Raw genomic sequence first — 19,730 nt, forward strand, 5'->3', positions numbered from 1 at the left:
GGGTGGTGGACGGTGGGAGGACTGATTATTCGGTGTCGGCCGAAGTGACCGGCGCATACGGTCGGCTGGTGATCAGGACTGAGAAGCGGCAAGGCGTGCTGGCTGCGGGTGCGGCGGCAGTGACGGTAGTGCTCTGGGCTTCGGCGTTCGTGGCGATCAGGCATGTCGGTGAGGAGTTCTCGGCCGGTGCACTCTCACTCGGGCGACTGCTTGTCGGCAGCCTGGTGCTGGGCCTGTTCGTCTTCGTCCGGCCGGGCAGCTCTGGCGACCGTCTGGCCGGCTCGGCTTCCCGGCGGTCGCGGATTCGTCGTACGCCGCAGTGGCCGGTCAAGAGCGATTGGAAGCTGCTGCTGGTCTGCGGTCTGCTGTGGTTCGGCGTCTACAACGTCGCGTTGAACGCCGCCGAGCAGCGGCTCGATGCCGGTACGGCGGCCATGCTCGTGAACATCGGCCCACTGTTGATCGCGTTGCTCGCCGGCCTGCTGCTCGGCGAGGGGTTTCCGCGGCAACTGGTGATCGGCAGCATTGCCGCGTTCGGTGGCGTCGTCGTGATCGGCATGTCGTCGTCGGAGGGCGAGGCCGAGACCTGGGGAGTGGTCCTCTGTTTGGTCGCCGCGGTCGCCTACGCGATCGGGGTGGTGGCGCAGAAGCCGTTGCTCGGTCGCCTTCCGGCGCTCGAGGTGACCTGGCTGGCCTGCACCATCGGCGCGGTGGCCTGCCTGCCGTTCGCTCCAGCCCTGATCCGCGAGGCCGGTGCGGCCCGGCCGTCGACGATCTGGTGGGTCGTGTTCCTGGGTGCCTTTCCGACCGCGCTGGCGTTCACCACCTGGGCGTATGCGCTGGCCAGGACGAGCGCGGGGAAGATGGGCGCGACGACGTACCTGGTGCCGCCGTTGGCGATCTTCCTCGGCTGGCTGCTCCTCGGCGAGACGCCGGCGCCGCTGGCCTTCGCCGGTGGAGCGTTGTGCCTGCTCGGGGTTGCCGTGTCCCGCTACAAGCCGAAGCGCGCGGCGATGCCGTCGGCGAACAAGCTCAGCCCGGTCTCGAAGCCGTCGTCGAACTCGTAGTGCAACCCGTCCGCGCCGAGGATCCCGACGATCTTCGCCAGTGTCGGGGCCTGCCCGGGCTGCAGCTTGCTCACTCGCTCCAGCAGGTCGGGCGCGAGTTCGAAGGTCTCCGAGCGCACTGACGCCTCACCGAGGCTGAAGCCGTGGATGAAGTCGATCAACGTGTTCACGGCTTCGAAGATCTGCCGCGGTGTCAGGCCGGCCCGATCGAGTGCGCGGTAGAACGGCTCGACCGTCACCACGACGACCTCCGACACGCCCGCGGCATCTGCCAGCACCTGCAACGCCAGATTCGGATGCGCTCGCAAGGCGTTCCGGTAGGCGTGGGCCGCGCCCGTCAGTTCGGTTCGCCAGTCGACTTCGTCGTCGGCGGCAGCGGAGTTACCCATGCCGGCGAAGACGAGTTCGACGAGGCCGGCGAAGACCGCGGCCTTGTTCGGGAGGTGGTGGTAGAGCGACATCGGGTTCACGCCGAGGGTGGTGGCGAGGCGGCGCATGGTCATCGCTTCGAGTCCTTCGGCGTCGACGATCCGCAGCGCGGCCTCGAGAATCGCCTGCCGGCTCAACCGCTCCTCGCCCGCCCGTGGCCGTCCCGACCGCCCGGCTCCCGGCTTGCCTGCATTAACCATACGCCGTATGGTAGCCAAATCATACAGCGTATGGATCACCGGGAGGCGGGATGAAGTCGTTGGCGGGGAAGGTGGCCCTGGTGGCGGGGGGCACGCGGGCGGCTGGGCGCGGGGTGGCGGTGCAGTTGGGCGCCGCGGGGGCGACGGTGTACGTGACCGGGCGGAGCACTCGGGCGGAGCGGTCCGAGATGGATCGGCCGGAAACGATCGAGGAGACGGCAGAGCTTGTCGACGCGGCCGGCGGGCGCGGCATCGCCGTACGGGTTGATCACACGGATCCGGAGCAGGTTCGGGCACTGGTCGAGCGGATCGAGCAGGAGCAGGGTGAGCTGCACATCCTGGTGAACGACATCTGGGGTCAGACCGGAGAGCCCGACTGGGACAAAACGGTCTGGGAGTCGTCACTCGACAGCGGGCTGCGCCTGCTGCGGCTGGGCGTGGAGACGCACGCGATCACCAGCCACTTCGCGTTGCCCTTGCTGCTCAAGACTCCGGGCGGACTGGTCGTCGAGATGACCGACGGCACCGACGAGTACAACGCGTCCAACTACCGCGTCTCGTTCTTCTACGACGTCGCGAAGGGCGCGGTGAGCCGGATGGCGTTCGCGCTGGCACACGAGGTCGGTCCGCGCGGCGCGACGGCCGTCCTGCTCACGCCGGGCTGGCTGCGCTCGGAGGCGATGCTCGACGGCTTCGGCGTCACCGAGGAGAACTGGCGGGACGCGACGAAGAGCATCCCGCACTTCGCCATCTCGGAAAGCCCTTCGTACGTTGGACGTGCGGTCGCCGCCCTCGCCGCGGATCCCGACCTCCCGCGCTGGAACGGCAAGTCCACCTCCAGCGGCGAACTCGCGAAGCTCTACGGCTTCACCGACCTCGACGGCAGTCAGCCGGATGCCTGGCGCTACCTCGTCGAAGTAGAAGGCCGCGGCAAGCCGGCTGACACCACCGGCTACCGCTGACCCAGCCGACAGTGCAGGTTGGACAGGTCCTGCGCACTCGCAGTACCGGTCAAAGCAGTGTGGGGATGGGCGGCGGCGAGGGGAAGGCCGGTCGCAGCGGCGAGGGCCAGTACGTCGCGACGGGAAGTGACGGCGACAGCTGGGTCGCGTTCGTAGACGTAGACGAGCTCCGGCCAGCGGGCCTGGGCGGGGTGGACCAGGACGTCTCCCCCGAGGATCGCCACGGCAGTGACCACGCACTGGTGACCGGGAGTATGTCCAGGAGTCAGTAGTAGTCGGAGGTCACCCAGAGCGCCGGAGCCCCGCATAGCGCGAAGCTGACCGGCCGCGGCGATCGGCTTCAGGTAGCGCTCGTACGCCGGCCCGTCGCCGAGGTGGTCCAGTTCGGCCTGCTGCACGACGTACGTCGCGTTCGCAAAGCGCGGTCGGCCGGACTCGGTGGTGTTCCAGCCTGCATGGTCCAGGTGAACGTGGGTCAGGATCACCGTGTCGATGTCGTCAGCACCCACCCCAGCCGCGGCGAGCAGCGTCGGCAGCCTTCCCGCAGTGCCAAGCCACTGGGCTGCATCACTGCCGGCGGGCCCGATTCCTGTGTCGACCAGGACCGCGCCGCGTTCCGAGGTCACCAGATAGCAGTGGAAGTGCAGTAGCCATCCACCGTCTGCGGCCACGTTCCCTGGGAGGTTCGCTGCCGTCCATTCCTGGTGTTCAGCAGACCACCCAGGCAGCGCCGTCTCCACGGGCTCCGGGAACACAGCAACGGCATCGCACAACACCGTGACGTCCATCCCCACAGTGTGCTGCGGCAGCCGGTCAGGCGGGGATGACCATCCAGGTCGCGAGGGTCGCCATCACCAGTGCGATCCCGCCGTCCAGGAACTGCCAGGCGCGCGGCCGGGCGAAGATCGGCCCCAGCTTGCGAGCGAGAAACCCCAGCGCGAAGAACCATCCGAAGCTCGCGGCGACCGCACCGAGTCCGTAGAGCCACCGCCCGTCGGCACCGCGCTGGTTGGCCAGCGATCCGAGCAGTACGACGGTGTCGAGGTACACATGCGGATTGAGATACGTGAACCCCAGACAGGTCAGTACTACGCTCCGCAGCGCCGCCGGCGCATGATCCGCGGGCCGCATCGCCTCCGGATGAAACGCCCGCCGGGCGGCGATCGCGGCGTAGGTGAAGAGAAAGGCGGCACCGCCGTACTTCGCGATGTTCAGTGCGAGCGGGCTGCTCTCTATCAGGGCGCCGAGGCCGGCGATGCCACCGGAGATGAGCAACGCGTCCGAGAGTGCGCAGGTCAGCACCACCGGCAGGATGTGCTCGCGACGCAGCCCCTGCCGCAGTACGAAGGCGTTCTGCGCTCCGATCGCGACGATCAGGGAAAGTGATGTGGCAAAGCCTGCTAGCAGGGGCATGCCTCGACGGTAGGTCTCTGCCGTCGAACAAACCAGCTAAAGATTCTTCAGCAGGATTAGCATTGCTTCATCATGCAGATCGACTCGGCACAGCTCGACACCTTCGCCGCCGTGATCGACGAGGGCAGCTTCGACGCGGCCGCCCGGCGGCTGCGGATCACTCCGTCCGCGGTGAGCCAGCGGATCAAGGCGCTGGAGAGCCGGCTCGGTCAGGTCTTGATCCAGCGGACGAAGCCGACCCGCAGTACGGAGGCGGGGGAGGCGTTGTTGCGGCTGGCCCGGCAGGTGGACCTCCTCGAGGTCGAGGCGATCGCCGCGGTCAAGGGCAAGGTGGAGGGACTCCGGCTGCCGGTCGCGGTGAACGCGGACTCGTTGAACGGCTGGTTCCTGCCGGCCCTGCTCGACGTGCCGCCGGAGTTGGTGACGGCTTTCGACCTGCGCCAGGAGGACCAGGATCATTCCGCCGAGTTGCTCCGCAACGGGACCGTCCTCGCGGCGGTGACGGCTGACCCGCGGCCGGTGCAGGGCTGTCGCGTCCGAGCGCTGGGGAAGATGCGGTACCTGTCGATCACCACGCCCGAGTTCGCCGAGCGCTGGCTGACCGGGCGCCCGCTTGCCGAGGCACTCGCAACCGCTCCGATGATGGCCTTCAACTCCAAGGACAAGTTGCAGGAACGGCTGATCCGCAAGGTGACCCGGCGCCGCCTCGATCCGCCGGTGCACTCGATCCCGGCATCGGGGCCGTTCGTGCGGGCGATCCGGCTCGGCCTCGGCTGGGGCATGATCGAGGAGGACGCCGTCGAGGCGGATCTGGCCTCCGGCCGCCTGGTAGAAGTTGCCCCCGGCAAGCATGTCGACGTACCGCTGTACTGGCAGCACTGGAAGCTCGACTCCGCCGTTCTCGACGCACTCACCGCTGCCGTACTGCGGGCTGCCGCGGCGGGGCTGCGTAGTCCCTGAGATCGACCTTGTTGCCGACCTTCAGCGGCAGTTCCTCGATCACCTTGCGCCACGGCAGGTAGGGCAGCAGCCGGAAGTTCAGGTTCCGGAACGCCGCGAACCAGCGGCTCGCCGGGATGAACCACTTCGCCCCGTCCGCTCCTTGCTTCTGGCAGGCCTCGACGAACTCGCGCATCACCGCGTCGTACTCGCCGAACGCCCGGACGTGGTCACCGTCGGCCGCGTGGAGTTCACCGGCCAGGACGTAAGCGCCGACCGTCGGCTCGGTCATCTCGAACTCCTCACTCGTTGTCGGGTGAGCACGACTGTACGACAGTCTTAGACATTTGTACAAGACGTTTGTGTCAGACGACCGCTAGGCTGACGGGCATGGGAAATCGCGAGGCTTTGATCGAGGGTGCCAAGACCTGCCTGATGGAGAAGGGCTACCACCGCACGACCGCCCGGGACATCGCGACCGCGGCCGGCGTCAGCCTCGCCGCCATCGGCTACCACTTCGGGTCGAAGGACGACCTGATGAACGAGGCGATGCGGGCGGCCCTGGACGAGTGGGGCGCAGAAGTCGGTACGGCGATGGCTGCCGGGCTCGGCGCCGATGCGACCGCTCGCGAGCGCTTCGTCGAGACGTGGCGGCTGGCAGTGGGCACGCTGTCGACGCCCAGCACGCGGGCGTTGTGGGTCACCCAGTTCGAGGTACTCAGTGCAGGCGCGCCGGAACTGCTGAAGGAGCTGTCGAACCTGCAAGGAGAAGCGCGCGAGGGCGTAGCGACCTTGTTCGGTGCCGTGGGTCCAGAGACTCCGCAGGACGAGGTGCAGTTGGTCGGGTCGTTCCTGCAAGCGCTACTGCTGGGCGTTGTCGTGCAGTGGTTGTTCGACCCCGCCAAGGCTCCCAGCGGCGAGGACCTGGCCAAAGCCCTGGAGCTGGTCTCCGCTGGAATCCAGGAGCGCTAGTGTCAGCAGGGTCTGCCGAAGGGGACTGGGATGAAGAAGGCCGTACTGATCGCGCTCGGCGTGCTGTTGACCGTCGCCGGAGTGGTGTGGGCACTGCAGGGGCTCGGGTACGTCGGTGGGAGCTCGATGACCGGCAAGAGCTTCTGGGCGATCGTCGGCCCGCTGGTCGCGGCGCTGGGCGTCTCGCTCCTCTACGTGACGTTGCGCGGCCCGCAGCAACGCCGCTAGTGCGGTAGCTCGTCCTTCTCCCAGCGCAGGGCCATCGGGTTGTCGGCCGGAACCAGGCCGGACGCCATGATCGCGCCGCTGATCGGGCGAACTAGGCGGTCGAGCTCCTCGGTCGCGGCGTCGCCGAGCTTCGCCCAGCCCTGCTCAGCCAGCGCGTCCGTGGTGTCCTCAACCTGCCGGCGCAGTGCCCAGCCCTTCTCGGTCAGCGTGCCATCGGCCGCCAGTAGTCCACGGCTCCTGAGGTCTTCCTCGGCTTCGGCCCATTCGTCGTCACTCCAGCGTCGGCTGGCCTGGTAGACCGCCTTGGACGGACCGCCTGCCGCAGAGATGGTGACGTTCGCCTGGCACGGGCTGAGGCCGGCAGTGACCAGCGCGGACACGTGCCCGTCGCCCCTGGACTCCCTGAGGATCGTCGTCGCGTGCCACAGAACCAGGTGAGGCTCGTCGGGCCAGTCCAGCGCAGCGTTGGCCGCTGCGATCGGCCGGCCGCCGAGAGGCGCCACCTCGGCGGCTTGGCGCGCCAGCTCCGCAGTACGGCGTACTGGCGCGCCCGTCTCGGGCAACATCCGGCGTACTGCGTCGTCTACGGCCTGCAGCCTCGTTGCGACGAGTTGCTCGGGTGTGGCGAAGGTCCAAGCGTCGGGAAGTGCTCTGGCGACCATGGACGGGTGGAAGTTGTAGAAAACGGCGGTGACGAGGTCAGGGCCGACCGGACCGAGCGGAGCGGCGCGGCAGGCGAAGTAGCTCATCCAGCCACCGCGCAGGCCGAGCGCGTCGGTCGCCTGCCGGGTCTCCGGGGCGAAGTAGGTGATCGCGTGGTACGGCTCGAGGACTTTCCACATCCGGCGTGCGCGGGTCTGCGACATACCCCGAGTTAATCAAAGGGTCGGTGCATGACGTGCAGACCGACATAACCGTGGGTCGGGTGCAGGAACGCCTCCGGCACCGTGCCGATGATGGTGAAGCCCAGGTCCTGCCAGAGCTTGACCGCGCGCTCGTTGGTCTCCACCACCGCGTTGAACTGGATCGCCCGGAACCCGGAAGCGGCCGCCCAGTCGATCATGTCCTGGCAGAGCGCCCGGCCGACACCGCGGCCGCGGTGGGAGGAGTCGACCATGAAGCTCGCGCTGGCGACGTGCGAGCCAGGACCCGGCCGGTTCGGGTACATGTTGGCGCTGCCGAGAACGGTGCCGTCGGCATCGACCGCGACCGTGGTCCGGCTCAGCTCCGACCCCGACGGCGACATCCACAGGGCGCGCGCCTGGTCGAAGGTCAGCTCCGGATCGTAGGTGTAGGTCTCCTGCGCGGTGACGATCTCGTGGAAGAACGGCCAGATCGCGGCCCAGTCGTCCGCGACGGCATCTTTGATCCTCAAGGTCTGCATGATGCGAAAAGCATCTCCCCCACCGCCGCCGATGCCAACCGAATTGCCGGCGGCCGAATAGACTCGCTGGGGATGACAGACACGGTTGTCCATGGGTTGCCGCGCTGGAGTCTGGCCGTGCCCCCGCTCGCTCTCGTCGTACTGGTGCTGTCCTGGGGTCGCGACCTGGGTGCCCTGCTGCTGATCCTGGTCTGCGCCGGTCTCGGCGCCGCCGTGATCGCGGCCGTCCATCATGCCGAGGTGGTCGCGCACCGGGTCGGTGAACCGTTCGGCACGCTGATCCTCGCGCTCGCGGTGACCGTCATCGAGGTCGCGCTGATCGTCACGCTGATGGCCTCGGGCGGTGACAAGGCCGCGTCGCTGGCGCGCGACACGGTGTTCGCCGCGGTGATGATCACCTGCAACGGGATCCTCGGTCTCGCACTGGTCGCCGGGTCGCTGCGGCACAAGTCGCAGGCGTTCCGGGTGCACGCGTCCGGAAGTGCGCTCGCGGTGATGACCGCACTGGTGACGCTGAGCCTCGTGCTGCCCACCTTCACGACCAGTACGCCGGGAGCCACCTTCAGCTCGGCGCAGCTCGCGTTCGCCGGCGTGACATCGCTGGTGATGTACGGCGTGTTCGTGTTCGTCCAGACCATCCGGCATCGCGACTACTTCCTGCCGGTCGGCACTGAAGAGGTTCCGGTCCAGCCGGCCGACGATGACGAGGAGAGCGTCGTGCACGCGGCCGCGCCGAGCGTGCGGGTCGCGCTGACGAGTCTCGGTCTGTTGTTCGTCTGCTTGATCGCAGTGGTCGGGCTGGCGAAGACGGTGTCGCCCAAGCTGGAGTCGGCGGTCGAGTCCGCTGGTGCGCCGCTGGCGGTCGTCGGGGTGGTGATCGCGCTGCTGGTGCTGCTGCCGGAGACGGTCGCCGCAGTACGGGCTGCACTGCGGGACCGCCTGCAGACCAGCCTGAACCTCGCGCTGGGTTCGGCACTGGCGAGCATCGGGCTGACCATCCCTGCGATCGCGGTGGCATCGATCTGGCTCGACGGACCACTCGTGCTCGGCCTGGGCAGCAAGGAACTGGTGCTGTTCATCCTGACCGTCGTGGTGAGCATGCTGACCCTCGCGACCGGCCGTGCCACGTTGCTGCAGGGCGCAGTACACCTGATGATCTTCGGCTCGTTCCTGTTCCTCACGGTCAGCCCGTGATCGACTCCTCCAGCGTGTCGAGGTAGTCCACGACGTCCTGGTGGTGGCTGTGCTGCGCCCAGCCGCGTGGGGTGGCGTGGTACTGCGGGTCCTCGGCCGTCGGGTCCGCGCCCAGCTCGATCAGCTTCCGCACGGTGTCGAGATGACCGTTCACCGCGGCCAAGTGCAACGGCGTCCTGAACCGGCCGACGTTGAGGTCGAAACCCAGCTTCTGCAGGGGTTCCAGAGCATGGGTGGCGCCGATCTCGGCGACCCGGATCGGCAGCATCGGGTTGCGCGCGACGGCGCGGGCGGCGAGTTCTGGATCCGCGTCGACGCGGTCGCCACGCAGTACGGCGGCGTAGAGCTCGTTCACGTCGTCGAGTGGGGCCGCACCCTTGGCCAGCAGGAGTTCGGCGATCTCGGTGTGCCCTTGGATCGCGGCCAGTTCGTAGGCGCGGTGACCGCCGAAGCCGGGGTGTTGCGTGCCCCGGCCGTCCGGGTCGACGTCTTGTGCCAGGACCAGTTCGACCCGGTGGAGTAGTCCTTCGTGCGAGGCGAAGACCAGCTCGTCCTCGAGGAGCTGGCGGGGAGTCGGATGGGCCGTCGTCATCCGCTCGTGCCACGGGCCGCCGTCGCCCTTGCCGAGCCCGAACTCCAGCAGCAGTTCGAGATGCACATCGTCGTACGGCGGGGGACAGCCGGGACCGCAGTTGTACATGGTCTGGCTGTCGTTGGGGTCGGCACCGGCTTCGAGCAGCAGCCGGGCGAGTTCCAAGCGGTTCTGATGTGGGGGCTGGTCGTTCTCGCCGCGGCCGAAGGCGCCGGTGAGCGCGGTGAACGGCGACGGCATCCCTTGCCAGAGGTAGCCGGAGTTGGGGTCTGCCCCGTTGTCCAGCAGGAGTTTCGCGACCGCCACCCGGTCATCGGCCTCGAGCCGCGAGTAGGTGAGATAGAGCAACGGCTCCCAGCGATAGGGACCGCCTTCCCGCGCGGCCGCTGCCGGATCGGCCGCCAGCGCGGCGGCGACGACATCCGGCGGCGCGGCGATCACCATCGTATAGATGTTGCTCCGAGCAACATCTGGGAACTCGTCGAGCAACTGCCGGGCGGTGGTCTGCCGCGCCGAATCGTCTTGCCCGTAATGCAGGGTGGCCAGTTTGAGGAACTCGTCGGCGCGTTGCTCGGGAGTGTCCAGTGGGCCGCCGATCGTTTGCCGGTGTGGCGAGCGGCTGTAGCGGTCGACCAGTTCGAGGTGATGCACAAGCCGGGCCCAGCTGGCGAAACCGTAGCTGCGGGCGAGCACCAACTGCGCTCCGGCGAGATTGCCGACGTCGGCCGGGGAGAACTCGGCGACCAGGGCGAGGGCCTCGGGATCGGCTGCCTGGACCTGCTTGAGCAGGGTCTTGGCCTGCTTCTTGAGGTGCTCGAGGCTCGGGTCGTTGGGGAGATTTCGGGTCGGCATGGCGACCTCCTCTCTACGTGCCTGCTGTCCGCGTCGTCAGGCGAGAAAGGAGGTGGGTGATACCGCACAACCTTGATTTCAGGTGGGCTGAGCCCTTCCCGCGGACCGGTGGCACCCTGCGTGCCTGCGTCCGACTGTACTCCGGCCCGTCGACAGTTGTCAGTCCCCTGAACCCTTCGCGAGGCAGGATGCCCGGTATGACGCGCTGGGTGTTCGAGGGGATCGGCCTACCGGCGGGGGATGCGGTCCACCTCGAAGCCGGAGTCGGCGATGCCGAGGTGCTGCCGGGCCGATTCGCCCTTCCAGGGCTGGTGGATTCGCATTGCCACCTGACCGTCGGGATGGGCGAGCGCGGTCTGGTGCCGCTCGGCGAAGGCGCCGCCCGGACGATGCTCGACGAACTCGGGCAGGCCGGCGTCCGCGCAGTACGGGATGTCGGTGGGGATCGCTCGATCACGTTGAAGCTTGCGGCGAATCCGGAGGACGGGAAGCCGTTGATCCTTGCCGCCGGCCGGTTCTTCGCGCCTGAGGGATCGTATTTTCCAGGTCTCTACGAGCCGGTGTCCGCTGAGCAACTGCTGGCCGCGGTCGCGGCGCACGTCCAGACGGACCTGGTCAGCGAGCTGATCCGGGTCGGCATCGACTCGGTCGAGCACGGCGAGGTGATCACCGCCGACGACCTCGCAGTACTGGGTGCTTGTGGTGGCGCCTGGACGCCGACGCTGTCCGCCTACGGCCCGCCTGATCCGAACGACACCCCGGAGCGACTCGAGCGGCGTCGACGGCGCGAGGAGCACATGGCGACAATGCTCCCGCTGGCGCGACAGTACGGCGTACGGGTGCTCACCGGGTCTGACGTGTTCGGCACTGTCGCCAGTGAGATCGACCAGCTCGTCAAGTACGGGCTGACGGTCACCGAGGCGCTCGAGGCGGCCACTACGTCCGCCAGTGAGTTCCTCGGGCTGACAGGCACCGAGGATGTCGTCACGTACGACGCGGATCCTCGCGAGCATCCCGAGATCCTCGGTGCCCCGGCTGCCGTCGTACTGCGGGGCTCGCGCATCCGCTGACCTCGGCGCGCACTGAGACGCGGGTCACCAGGGCCGTCTCTTGAACATGTTCAAAAACCGGTCTTACGATCGTCGTGACCAAGAATTGAACATGTTCAAGAGTGAGGGTGTGGGTGCGATGACAGTGCTGGCCTATCTGGTCTACCTGGCGATCTCGGTACCGCTGACGATCTGGGTGGCGCGGACGCTCAGCCACAACGGCCGGGTGTTCCTGGTCGACGTGTTCGACGGCAACGACGAGTTCGCGGACGCGGTGAACCGGCTGCTGGTGGTCGGGTTCTACCTGGTCAACCTCGGATTCGTCACGCTGTTCCTGCGCAGTCGCGACACCGTGGCCGACGCCCGCGGCGCGATCGAGCAGCTGAGTATGAAACTCGGCACGGTCCTGGTGGTGCTCGGCGTCCTGCACCTGCTGAACGTGTGGATCTTCAACGCGATCCGCCGCCGCAGCCAGCAGGTGGAGATGGCCACACCGCCGGTCCCGCCGAACAACGTCATCCCGCAGGACGGCCCGTTCCAGCCGGTGCCGGGCATGCCGTTCACCGGCACCCAGCCTCCGATGCCGAGCGGCTACTGAGCCATGCAGGAGCTGGTGGTGCTGTACGACGCACAGTGCGGGCTGTGCCGGCGGTTCAAGGAGTGGCTGGCTGCGCAACGTCCAGCCAGGAACGGCCGGGGTGGTGTGGTGCAGCTCGGGTTTGTCGCGGCGGGGTCGGCAGACGCGAGAAGGCTGTACCCGGCCCTGGATCATGCGGCCACACTGCGCGAGGTGACAGTGGTCGCCGACGACGGTTCGGTGTACGTCGGCGACCGGGCGTGGATCGTCTGCCTCTGGGCGACCGCGGAGCACCGGCATACCGCAGTACGGCTGTCGCGACCGGCGCTGCGGCCAGTGGCCAAGGCGATGGTGCAAGCCGCTGCTGGGCTGCGGAGCTGGACCAGTGTGCGCAGTGCTCGGCAGGGAGGTGACTACGCTGACGGATGTGACGGACAGTGCGACCGCCAAGGGTGAGCAGACCCGTGAGCTGATCCTGTCGACCGCGCTGCGGCTGTTCCGCGAGCAGGGGTACGGCAAGACCACCATGCGAGTGATCGCCGCCGAAGCGGGCGTCTCGGTCGGCAACGCGTACTACTACTACAGCTCCAAAGAACACCTCATGCAGGCGTATTACGACCACCTGCAGACCCAGCACCGCGAAGCCACCACGGACATCCTCGCGGTGGAGAAGACCTTCACCAAGCGGCTGGGTGGAGTACTGCACAGCTGGCTGGAGGTGTCCGAGCCGTACCACGAGTTCGCCGGCACCTTCTTCAAGAACGCGGCCGAACCGAAGAGCCCGTTGTCACCGTTCAGCGAGGAGTCCCGCCCCGCCCGGGAGGCCAGTGTCGAGGTCTTCCGGCGGGTGGTCGAGGGATCGGACCTGAAGCTCGCCCCGGACCTGAAGGCGGAGCTGCCCGAGCTGTTGTGGCTCATGCAGATGGGCATCGTCTTGTTCTGGGTCCACGACGACAGCGACGACCTTCGCCGAACGAAGGCGCTGATCGACCGCTCTGTGCCGCTCGTCGACAAGCTGCTCCGGCTGACGCGCATCCCCGGCGTCCGCGGCGTCACCAACGACATCGTCGGCCTGATCCGCTCGATCAAGCCCTGAGCGCTCTTGGCCTGCTCGGCTATTCGCCGGTCAGGCCGTCGGTGCGTTCGCGCAGCAGGTCGGCGTGACCGTTGTGGCGCGCGTACTCCTCGATCAGGTGGATGTAGAGATAGCGCACGGAGTGTTGCTCGTCGCCCCTCGGCCGCCGGAAGGTGTCGTCGAGGGAGTAGCCGGCGGCCAGTTCGTCGGAGAGCCGGATCATCTCGCGCAGATCGGCCAGGTCCTCCTCGGCGCGCGCCGGATCGACCAGGTCGAAGTCGCCGTCGGGGTGCTCCTCCGTCCACAGCGCCAACTCGACCGGGCGCCCGGCCAGGCAGAGCTGGAACCAGTACCGCTCGACCTCCGCCAAGTGCCGGACCAGCCCGAGCAGGGTCATCGTGGACGGCTCGATCTTCGCCTGCACGAGTTGCTCGCCGGTGAGCCCGGCCGTCTTCCACAAGAAGGTGCCGCGCTGGAAGTCGAGGAACCCCTGCAGGAGCTCGCGTTCACCCGCGGCGGTGGGCGGATCCACCCGGAAATCGGCTTCGGTAGGCATCGGCCGAAGATACCCAGGCCGGTGACTCTCTGCCAATGGTCCAGCGGTGCCGTACACTGAATGTGACGGCGCGCCCAGTTCTGCCTCGCGCCGATCCAGTGCATACGCTGCGCTAGCAGTCGACCACCACGCGCCGCGGCCACCTGGCTGCGCCGGGCAGGACGACCCCCGAGCTTTTGGAGTACTTCATGGCGGCCAGCCGCCCCAGTAGCACCACGCCCACTTCTGTCCCTTCTACTTCCGCACGGCCTGTGCGCGCCCAGGGTGAGGCCCCGGCGCGTCCCCGCCGCCGGCGCCGTACCGGTGCCGCAAGCAACAACCCCGGCAGCGCTCAGGCGAGCCCCGGCGCTCAGTCGAGCACCGGCTCGCGCGCCGAGTCGCGTCCGAATAGCGGCGCGCGGCAGCTTGCCGAGAGCAAGCAGGCGGAGACCTTCGTCGAAGCCGCCGCGACGCCGGTCGACGAGAACCTGACCTTCGACGAGCTCGGCGTACCGCCCGGCCTGGTGAAGGCGCTGGCCGCGGCCGGCATCCTCAAGCCGTTCCCGATCCAGGCGGCGACGCTGCCGGATTCGCTGGCCGGCAAGGACGTTCTCGGTCGCGGCCGGACCGGTTCCGGCAAGACCTACGCGTTCGTCCTGCCCGTGCTCGCCCGGCTCACCACCAGCACCAGCAAGCGCCGGCCGAACCATCCGCGCGCGCTGATCCTGGCGCCGACCCGCGAGCTCGCGACCCAGATCCAGGCCTCGATCACGCCGCTGACCGACGCGCTCGACCTGCGCACGATGACCATCTTCGGTGGCGTCGGCGCCGGTCCGCAGATCAGTGCGCTGCGCCGTGGCGTCGACATCGTGATCGCCTGCCCCGGTCGGCTCGAGGACCACGTCAAGACCGGGCACGCCAAGCTCGACCAGGTCGAGATCACCGTGCTCGACGAGGCGGACCACATGGCCGACCTGGGCTTCCTGCCCGCAGTACGGCGAATCCTCGAAGCGACTCCGGGTGACGCGCAGCGGTTGCTGTTCTCCGCCACGCTGGACGCCGGTGTCGACGTACTGGTCAAGCGGTTCATGAAGTCGCCGGTGACGCACAGTGTCGACTCGGCGCAGTCGCCGGTCGCCAAGATGACCCACCACGTGCTGCACGTCCAGGCCGACACCCGGTTGCCGGTGCTCGTCGACCTGACCGCGGCACCCGGCCGCACGCTCGTCTTCACCAGGACGAAGTACGGCGCGAAGTCGCTCACCAAGAAGCTCATCGCGCAGGGTGTCCCGGCCGTCGAACTGCACGGCAACCTGTCCCAAGGCGCCCGGACGCGGAACCTGGAGGCCTTCTCCGACGGTTCCGCCAAGACGCTGGTCGCGACCGACATCGCGGCGCGCGGCATCCACGTCGACGACGTCACGCTGGTGATCCACGCGGACCCGCCGATCGAGCACAAGGCGTACCTGCACCGCTCCGGTCGTACGGCGCGCGCCGGTGCCGAGGGCACCGTCGTCACCCTGATGACCGACGAGCAGGTCCGCGACGTCCGCGACCTGACCCGCAAGGCCGGCATCGCCGCGACGGTCACCAAGCTCCGCGTCGGCGACCCGCTGCTCGCCAAGCTGGCCCCCGGCGAACGCACCTTCGTCGAGCCGACCCTGAGGGTCGTCGAGGACGACTCGGTACGCCGTACTGGCGGTGGCTCGGGTAGCGGCCGAGGTGCAGGCGGCGGCCGGGGCCGCACCGGCCGCGGTCGCGGTGCAGCCGGCGGTCGTGCTGCCGGCAACGGTCGTGGATCAGCCGGTGGCGCAAGCTCCAACGGCCAGTCGAGCCGCGGTGCGAGCACGGGTGGGGCCAAGCCGCGCTCCAAGGGACGCGGTGGCTCAGCAGCCCCGAAGACCTACAGCACCACCACCCCCGGTGCCAACAGTCGCCCCGCCGGCGCCGCAGCCTTCTCCGCAGGCACCCGCGCAGGCGGCTCCCGCCGAGCCCGCTGACAACAAGCACGGCCCGCGGTGAGCCCCGCTGGCAACATGCAAGTGAGCTCGTCGTAGCCGCTGGATAACGGCAGCATTTGAGAGGGCCCGGTCAGTCTGACCGGGCCCTCTCGTCATCGTCCGAGTCTTTGTCGCCAGTCGCGCCAGTGGTTGCGGGAGGCGCGGAGTTGGGAGATCTTGCGGACGGTGCCGACGATGAAGGTCACTCCGCCGACGACCGCGATCCCGAGGAAGAGCGCCGGGAGCACGCTGTTCGCATCGTCGCCATGGCGGTGGCCGATGTCGGTGGCGAGCTGGGTGAGCTCGAACCCGTCCGTGCCGTCGATATCGCCGTCCGCCGCCAGTTTCGCGGCGTGCCCGAGGATCTCCTGCCGTTCGGCGACGGTGAACCCTTCGACCGGCGTACCGGCACAGGCAAGCTCGGCGCCGGTCTTGCGATCGACGATGACCATCGTCGGCCTGCAAGCCGGCAAGTGCCCGGCCGTGGACTGCTCGGTGACCACGACGTCATAACTCAGCTGATTGGCCGACTTCGCCACCCCGGCACCGACCAACCCGAACACCGCGGCGAGCGCACCACCCACCAACAGCCACCCGGTAGTCCGCCTCCGCCGCAGATCCATCTCCGGAGCGTCTCACCCAACCCCACCCACTGACGAGCACCCAACAGACTTCAGGCGGCGTGGGTGGAAACAAAATTGCATATCGCGATGGTTTGTTTCCAGCGAACGGCTAGCTGCCCACACCGGACGCCTCACCTGGGAAACAATGGGGTGGTGAAGGTGCGGACGGTGTTGGGGGATCTGGCGGCTGGTGAGTTGGGGGTTACCGACTCGCATGACCATCTGTTCTTTCGGAGTGCGTTGCTGCCTGGGCAGGAGCTTGATGATGCCGAGGCGGCGTTGCAGGAGGCGAAGGACTTTGTAGCCGCGGGTGGGCGGACCATCGTGCAGTGGACGCCGTACGGGTTGGGGCGCGGGGCGGAGTGGTTGCCGAAGATCGCTGCGGCCGCTGGGGTGCACGTCGTTGCGGCTACCGGGTTTCATCGGGCGGAGCACTACCCGGCCGAAGTGCTTGAGGCCACGAGGCCGAAGTTGGCGGAGGTGTTCGTCCGGGAGTTGACGGAGGGGATCGGGGATACCGGTGTGAAGGCCGGGATGATCAAGGTGGCCGGGGGTTTCCATGTGCTCGATCAGCATGCGCGGCACACCCTCAGCGCGGCGGCCGAGGCGCATCACGCGACCGGGGCGCCGATCGGGATCCATCACGAGTTGGGGAGTGGCGCGGACGCAGTACTGGCGTTGCTGGTGGATGAGCGAGGTGTGCCGCCGACGAGTGTGATTCTTGGGCATCTGAACAGATTCCCGGATCACGAGTTGCACCTGGAGTTGGCTGCTCGCGGGGCGTTCCTGGCGTTCGACGGGCCGTCGCGGGGGAACAACGCGACCGATCCGCACTTGTTCGAGTGCCTGGCGGCGCTGGTCGATGGCGGGTACGCCGGTCAGTTGCTGCTCGGCGGCGACACGACGACGGCGCGGGCGCGGGCTGCGACCGGTGAAGGGCCGGGCATGCCGTACCTGCTCACCGGGCTCCGGCCGCGGTTGATCCGCCGGTTCGGGCAGGAGGTCGTCGACAGGCTGTTCGTCGAGAACCCAGCTTCCGCTTTCGCGGCGCCGTGGGGCGGTACGGTTCGCTCGTGAATACGATCGCGCAGATCTTCGTCGGCCTGGCCGGCGCCTTCCATCTGGCCGTTTTCGTGATGGAGAGCCTGCTGTTCACCAAGCCGAGCACCTACCGGCGTTTCCTGGTGCCGAACGAGACCGAGGCGGCGATCGCCCGGCCGTGGGCGTTCAACCAGGGCTTCTACAACCTGTTCCTGGCGCTCGGTGCCATCGGCGGCCTGATCGCGGGTGGCGAGAAGGGTCACGCGATCGCCTTGTTCGCTTGTGCCTGCACGGCCGGAGCCGGACTCGTCCTGGTTGCCTCGAACCGGAAGATGGTCCGCTCGGCCGTCCTGCAGGCAGGTCCGCCGATCATTGCCCTGGTGCTCGCCGCCGTCCTCTGATCTTGAAGTGCACTTGAAGCAAAGCTTGACTTCAAGTGCACTTCAACACCGAAGCTGCTCAGCATGACCACGACAGCCGAAGTCCCTACCGACCGCAGAGACCCCGCGACGGATCAGCGCAAACCACCAGGTGTGCTTGCGCCGCAGTACCGGGCTCTCACGATCGGAATGGTTGCGCTGATCACGTTGGTCGCGTTCGAGGCGCTCGCGGTCACCACCGCGATGCCCACGGTCGCCCAGGCGCTCGACGGATTGCCCTTGTACGCCTTGGCTTTCGGCGGTCCGCTGGCATCCGGCGTCGTCGCCATGGTGGTGTCCGGCACCTGGAGCGATCTCAAAGGCCCGGCCCGCCCGTTGTGGCACGGCACCGGCTGGTTCCTGGCCGGGCTGGTCATCGCCGGACTCGCGCCGTCGATGGAGATTCTCGTCGCCGGCCGCATCATTCAGGGCTTCGGAGGCGGCCTGCTGACGGTTGCCCTGTACGTCGTGGTCGGTCATCTCTATCCCGCAGAACTCCGGCCCAAGATCTTCGCCGCCTTCGCGACGGGCTGGGTCGTGCCGTCCCTGGTCGGTCCGGCGATCGCCGGCCTGATCGTCGAACACGCCAGTTGGCGAATCGTATTCCTCGCCGTACCGGCGATGGCGATCCCCGCGGCGCTCGTGATGCGGCCGGGTCTCGCCCACGCGGGGACCGTGACCGATCGGCCTGGCCAGAAGCTCTGGGGCAAGCGCGCGCTGTGGGCGATCGCCGCGGCTGTCGGTGTCGGCATGCTCAGCTACGGCGGGCAGCAGCACGGCGTTCTGCAGGTTGCCCTGTTGGTGGTCGGGCTGGCCGGAGTCGCCGGGTTCGCGCCGAAGTTGTTGCCGCGCGGGACGTTCCGGTTGGCGCACGGCCTTCCTTCGGTGATCGCACTGCGGGGATTGGTGGCTGCGGCTGGGTTCGGTGCCGAGGTCTTCCTGCCGCTCATGCTGACGCGTGAACGGGGACTGTCGCCGGCGTTCGCGGGAATGGTCCTGACCGTCAGCGCACTCAGCTGGACCTCCGCCTCCTGGTACCGCGGCCGGCCGCGGCAGCCGTTCTCGCACGCCGTGTTCCTGCAGGCCGGGATGATCTCGATCGTCCTCGGGATCGCCACCGCGACACTGACCTTGAGTCCTCAGGTGCCGGTACTCGTCGGCGTGCTCGGCTGGGGTCTGACCGGACTCGGGATGGGCACGGTGTTTCCGACGGTGTCGGTGCTGATCCTGGAGTACTCCAGTCTCGAGGAGCAGGGCGCGAACAGCTCGGCTCTGTCGCTCAGTGATTCGTTGGCGACGGCAACTGTGCTGGCCATCGGCGGCTCACTCTTCGCCGCCATCGAGCCGCACTGGCCGATCCCGGCCTACTTGACCGCCTTCGGTCTGCCGGCAGTGCTCGCTCTGGTCGGCGTCGTCGCGGCCCGCCGTACGGCGCAGTAGGCGCTACTCCTTCGAGCCGGTGACCGCGATGCTGGCGCCCAGGCCGATGATCATCAGGCCGCCCGTGCCGCCGACGAGTTCGAGGCGGCGCGGGGAACTGGCGAACCACTCCCGCGCAGTACCGGCGAGCACGGCCCACAGGCCGTCGGAGCAGAGCGCGATGGTGATGAAGATCAGGCCGAGGAGCAGGATCTGCAGGCTCGCGGAGCCGGCGTCCTTGTCGACGAACTGCGGCAGCACGGCGGCGAAGAAGACGGCGGTCTTCGCGTTCGTGACGCCGACCAGGAAGCCCTGCCGCAGTACGCGCTTGGTGTTGCCCGCTTTCACTCCACTGGCCAGTGCCGCGGCAAGTGACTTGCGGGTGCGGACCGCGTGCACGCCGAGATAGATCAGGTACGCCGCGCCGGCCAGCTTCACGACGGTCAGCACGACCGCGCTGGCGGCGATCAGCGTGCCGAGCCCGAGCGAGACGGCGACCAGCAAGACGGACGCGCCGGCGGTGTTGCCGAGCATGGTGAGTACCGCCTCGCGCCGGCCGACGGCGAGCGCCCGGCCGACGATGAACAGCACGCTTGGCCCGGGCACGATGATGATGACCAGGGCGGTGATCGCGAAGGCGATCAGATGATGAGCGGACGGCATCCCCCCACTGTAAGCTCCGTCACCCCCCAACGCAGCTGGATTCCAGCAGCCTCGAAACGCTTTTCCGGCCTAGTCCGGAGTGAAATTGTGAGGGTCC

The 19,730-nt window shown here is 68.2% G+C and carries 24 protein-coding genes; 14 read left to right on the forward strand and 10 right to left on the reverse strand.

Features of this window, described 5'->3' with window-relative positions:
* Positions 1 to 68: 68 nt before the first annotated feature.
* Positions 69 to 1,067 carry a DMT family transporter gene (locus EV138_RS17770; RefSeq protein ID WP_238158201.1) on the forward strand — a complete coding sequence of 333 codons (999 nt, stop codon included), beginning with the start codon at positions 69 to 71 and terminating at the stop codon, positions 1,065 to 1,067.
* On the opposite strand, the gene EV138_RS17775 is transcribed toward EV138_RS17770, so the two are convergent.
* Positions 992 to 1,696: a TetR/AcrR family transcriptional regulator gene (locus EV138_RS17775; RefSeq protein WP_133980008.1), complete on the reverse strand. Its 705-nt coding sequence runs from the start codon at positions 1,694 to 1,696 to the stop codon at positions 992 to 994. The two genes, EV138_RS17770 and EV138_RS17775, sit on opposite strands and share 76 nt — an antisense overlap.
* A gap of 50 nt (positions 1,697 to 1,746) precedes the next feature.
* On the opposite strand from EV138_RS17775, the gene EV138_RS17780 reads away from it, so the two are divergent.
* Positions 1,747 to 2,658 (forward strand): SDR family oxidoreductase, encoded by a 912-nt coding sequence (locus tag EV138_RS17780; RefSeq protein ID WP_133980009.1) that lies wholly within the window; start codon positions 1,747 to 1,749, stop codon positions 2,656 to 2,658.
* Here the strand turns inward: EV138_RS17780 and EV138_RS17785 are convergent.
* Both EV138_RS17785 and EV138_RS17790 read right to left on the reverse strand, forming a co-directional pair.
* Positions 2,649 to 3,446 carry an MBL fold metallo-hydrolase gene (locus tag EV138_RS17785; RefSeq protein ID WP_133980010.1) on the reverse strand — a complete coding sequence of 266 codons (798 nt, stop codon included), beginning with the start codon at positions 3,444 to 3,446 and terminating at the stop codon, positions 2,649 to 2,651. The genes EV138_RS17780 and EV138_RS17785 overlap by 10 nt on opposite strands.
* Before the next feature lie 25 nt (positions 3,447 to 3,471).
* Entirely contained in the window at positions 3,472 to 4,071 is a 600-nt protein-coding gene (locus EV138_RS17790; RefSeq protein ID WP_133980011.1) for a LysE/ArgO family amino acid transporter, read from the reverse strand.
* Positions 4,072 to 4,143: 72 nt separating this feature from the next.
* Between EV138_RS17790 and EV138_RS17795 the strand changes: the two genes are divergently transcribed.
* The gene (locus EV138_RS17795) at positions 4,144 to 5,031 is read left to right on the forward strand and encodes a LysR family transcriptional regulator ArgP (RefSeq protein WP_133980012.1); all 888 of its coding nucleotides are present in this window, start codon (positions 4,144 to 4,146) and stop codon (positions 5,029 to 5,031) included.
* On the opposite strand, the gene EV138_RS17800 is transcribed toward EV138_RS17795, so the two are convergent.
* A complete protein-coding gene (locus EV138_RS17800) occupies positions 4,982 to 5,302 on the reverse strand; it encodes a Rossmann-fold NAD(P)-binding domain-containing protein (RefSeq protein ID WP_133980013.1) in 321 nt (106 codons plus the stop codon). The genes EV138_RS17795 and EV138_RS17800 overlap by 50 nt on opposite strands.
* A 98-nt stretch (positions 5,303 to 5,400) precedes the next feature.
* Between EV138_RS17800 and EV138_RS17805 the strand changes: the two genes are divergently transcribed.
* Both EV138_RS17805 and EV138_RS17810 read left to right on the forward strand, forming a co-directional pair.
* A complete protein-coding gene (locus EV138_RS17805) occupies positions 5,401 to 5,982 on the forward strand; it encodes a TetR/AcrR family transcriptional regulator (protein WP_133980014.1) in 582 nt (193 codons plus the stop codon).
* Positions 5,983 to 6,012: 30 nt separating this feature from the next.
* Entirely contained in the window at positions 6,013 to 6,210 is a 198-nt protein-coding gene (locus EV138_RS17810) for a hypothetical protein (RefSeq protein ID WP_133980015.1), read from the forward strand.
* Here EV138_RS17810 and EV138_RS17815 read toward each other — a convergent pair.
* Positions 6,207 to 7,076, reverse strand: coding sequence for an SCO6745 family protein (locus tag EV138_RS17815; RefSeq protein ID WP_133980016.1), 870 nt, complete (start codon positions 7,074 to 7,076; stop codon positions 6,207 to 6,209). The genes EV138_RS17810 and EV138_RS17815 overlap by 4 nt on opposite strands.
* Positions 7,077 to 7,084: 8 nt before the next feature.
* Complete coding sequence (locus EV138_RS17820; protein WP_202866751.1) at positions 7,085 to 7,594, reverse strand: GNAT family N-acetyltransferase; 510 nt, start codon at positions 7,592 to 7,594, stop codon at positions 7,085 to 7,087.
* Positions 7,595 to 7,666: 72 nt separating this feature from the next.
* Here EV138_RS17820 and EV138_RS17825 point away from each other — a divergent pair, with 72 nt between their 5' ends.
* On the forward strand, positions 7,667 to 8,788 hold the full coding sequence (locus tag EV138_RS17825; RefSeq protein WP_133980017.1) for a calcium:cation antiporter: 1,122 nt from the start codon (positions 7,667 to 7,669) through the stop codon (positions 8,786 to 8,788).
* Here the strand turns inward: EV138_RS17825 and EV138_RS17830 are convergent.
* The gene (locus EV138_RS17830; protein WP_133980018.1) at positions 8,778 to 10,232 is read right to left on the reverse strand and encodes an ankyrin repeat domain-containing protein; all 1,455 of its coding nucleotides are present in this window, start codon (positions 10,230 to 10,232) and stop codon (positions 8,778 to 8,780) included. The two genes, EV138_RS17825 and EV138_RS17830, sit on opposite strands and share 11 nt — an antisense overlap.
* 197 nt (positions 10,233 to 10,429) lie before the next feature.
* Between EV138_RS17830 and EV138_RS17835 the strand changes: the two genes are divergently transcribed.
* The 4 genes from EV138_RS17835 to EV138_RS17850 all read left to right on the forward strand — a co-directional run bounded on the left by EV138_RS17835 (position 10,430) and on the right by EV138_RS17850 (position 12,954).
* Positions 10,430 to 11,302 carry an amidohydrolase family protein gene (locus EV138_RS17835; protein ID WP_133980019.1) on the forward strand — a complete coding sequence of 291 codons (873 nt, stop codon included), beginning with the start codon at positions 10,430 to 10,432 and terminating at the stop codon, positions 11,300 to 11,302.
* A 91-nt stretch (positions 11,303 to 11,393) separates the two neighbouring features.
* Positions 11,394 to 11,879 (forward strand): hypothetical protein, encoded by a 486-nt coding sequence (locus tag EV138_RS17840; protein WP_202866752.1) that lies wholly within the window; start codon positions 11,394 to 11,396, stop codon positions 11,877 to 11,879.
* A gap of 3 nt (positions 11,880 to 11,882) precedes the next feature.
* On the forward strand, positions 11,883 to 12,314 hold the full coding sequence (locus EV138_RS17845; RefSeq protein WP_112245308.1) for a thiol-disulfide oxidoreductase DCC family protein: 432 nt from the start codon (positions 11,883 to 11,885) through the stop codon (positions 12,312 to 12,314).
* Positions 12,286 to 12,954, forward strand: coding sequence for a TetR family transcriptional regulator (locus tag EV138_RS17850; protein WP_133980020.1), 669 nt, complete (start codon positions 12,286 to 12,288; stop codon positions 12,952 to 12,954). The genes EV138_RS17845 and EV138_RS17850 overlap by 29 nt, the downstream gene beginning before the upstream one ends.
* Positions 12,955 to 12,973: 19 nt before the next feature.
* Here EV138_RS17850 and EV138_RS17855 read toward each other — a convergent pair whose 3' ends face one another.
* Complete coding sequence (locus EV138_RS17855; protein WP_133980021.1) at positions 12,974 to 13,489, reverse strand: DinB family protein; 516 nt, start codon at positions 13,487 to 13,489, stop codon at positions 12,974 to 12,976.
* Between the two features lie 251 nt (positions 13,490 to 13,740).
* Here EV138_RS17855 and EV138_RS17860 point away from each other — a divergent pair, with 251 nt between their 5' ends.
* Positions 13,741 to 15,468 (forward strand): DEAD/DEAH box helicase, encoded by a 1,728-nt coding sequence (locus EV138_RS17860; RefSeq protein WP_238158202.1) that lies wholly within the window; start codon positions 13,741 to 13,743, stop codon positions 15,466 to 15,468.
* A 113-nt stretch (positions 15,469 to 15,581) separates the two neighbouring features.
* On the opposite strand, the gene EV138_RS17865 is transcribed toward EV138_RS17860, so the two are convergent.
* Positions 15,582 to 16,091: a hypothetical protein gene (locus EV138_RS17865; RefSeq protein WP_133980022.1), complete on the reverse strand. Its 510-nt coding sequence runs from the start codon at positions 16,089 to 16,091 to the stop codon at positions 15,582 to 15,584.
* A 153-nt stretch (positions 16,092 to 16,244) separates the two neighbouring features.
* Here EV138_RS17865 and EV138_RS17870 point away from each other — a divergent pair, with 153 nt between their 5' ends.
* The 3 genes from EV138_RS17870 (at position 16,245) to EV138_RS17880 (ending at position 18,991) form a co-directional block, all read left to right on the forward strand.
* The gene (locus tag EV138_RS17870; RefSeq protein WP_202866753.1) at positions 16,245 to 17,168 is read left to right on the forward strand and encodes a phosphotriesterase family protein; all 924 of its coding nucleotides are present in this window, start codon (positions 16,245 to 16,247) and stop codon (positions 17,166 to 17,168) included.
* Positions 17,165 to 17,533: a DUF1304 domain-containing protein gene (locus EV138_RS17875; protein WP_133980023.1), complete on the forward strand. Its 369-nt coding sequence runs from the start codon at positions 17,165 to 17,167 to the stop codon at positions 17,531 to 17,533. Before EV138_RS17870 ends, EV138_RS17875 begins: the two co-directional genes overlap by 4 nt.
* Before the next feature lie 63 nt (positions 17,534 to 17,596).
* Complete coding sequence (locus tag EV138_RS17880) at positions 17,597 to 18,991, forward strand: MFS transporter (RefSeq protein ID WP_133980024.1); 1,395 nt, start codon at positions 17,597 to 17,599, stop codon at positions 18,989 to 18,991.
* A gap of 3 nt (positions 18,992 to 18,994) precedes the next feature.
* On the opposite strand, the gene EV138_RS17885 is transcribed toward EV138_RS17880, so the two are convergent.
* Positions 18,995 to 19,633, reverse strand: coding sequence for a LysE family translocator (locus EV138_RS17885; RefSeq protein WP_133980025.1), 639 nt, complete (start codon positions 19,631 to 19,633; stop codon positions 18,995 to 18,997).
* Positions 19,634 to 19,730 lie beyond the last annotated feature (97 nt).

It is taken from the genome of Kribbella voronezhensis (assembly GCF_004365175.1).
GTDB classification, from domain to species: Bacteria; Actinomycetota; Actinomycetes; order Propionibacteriales; family Kribbellaceae; genus Kribbella; species Kribbella voronezhensis.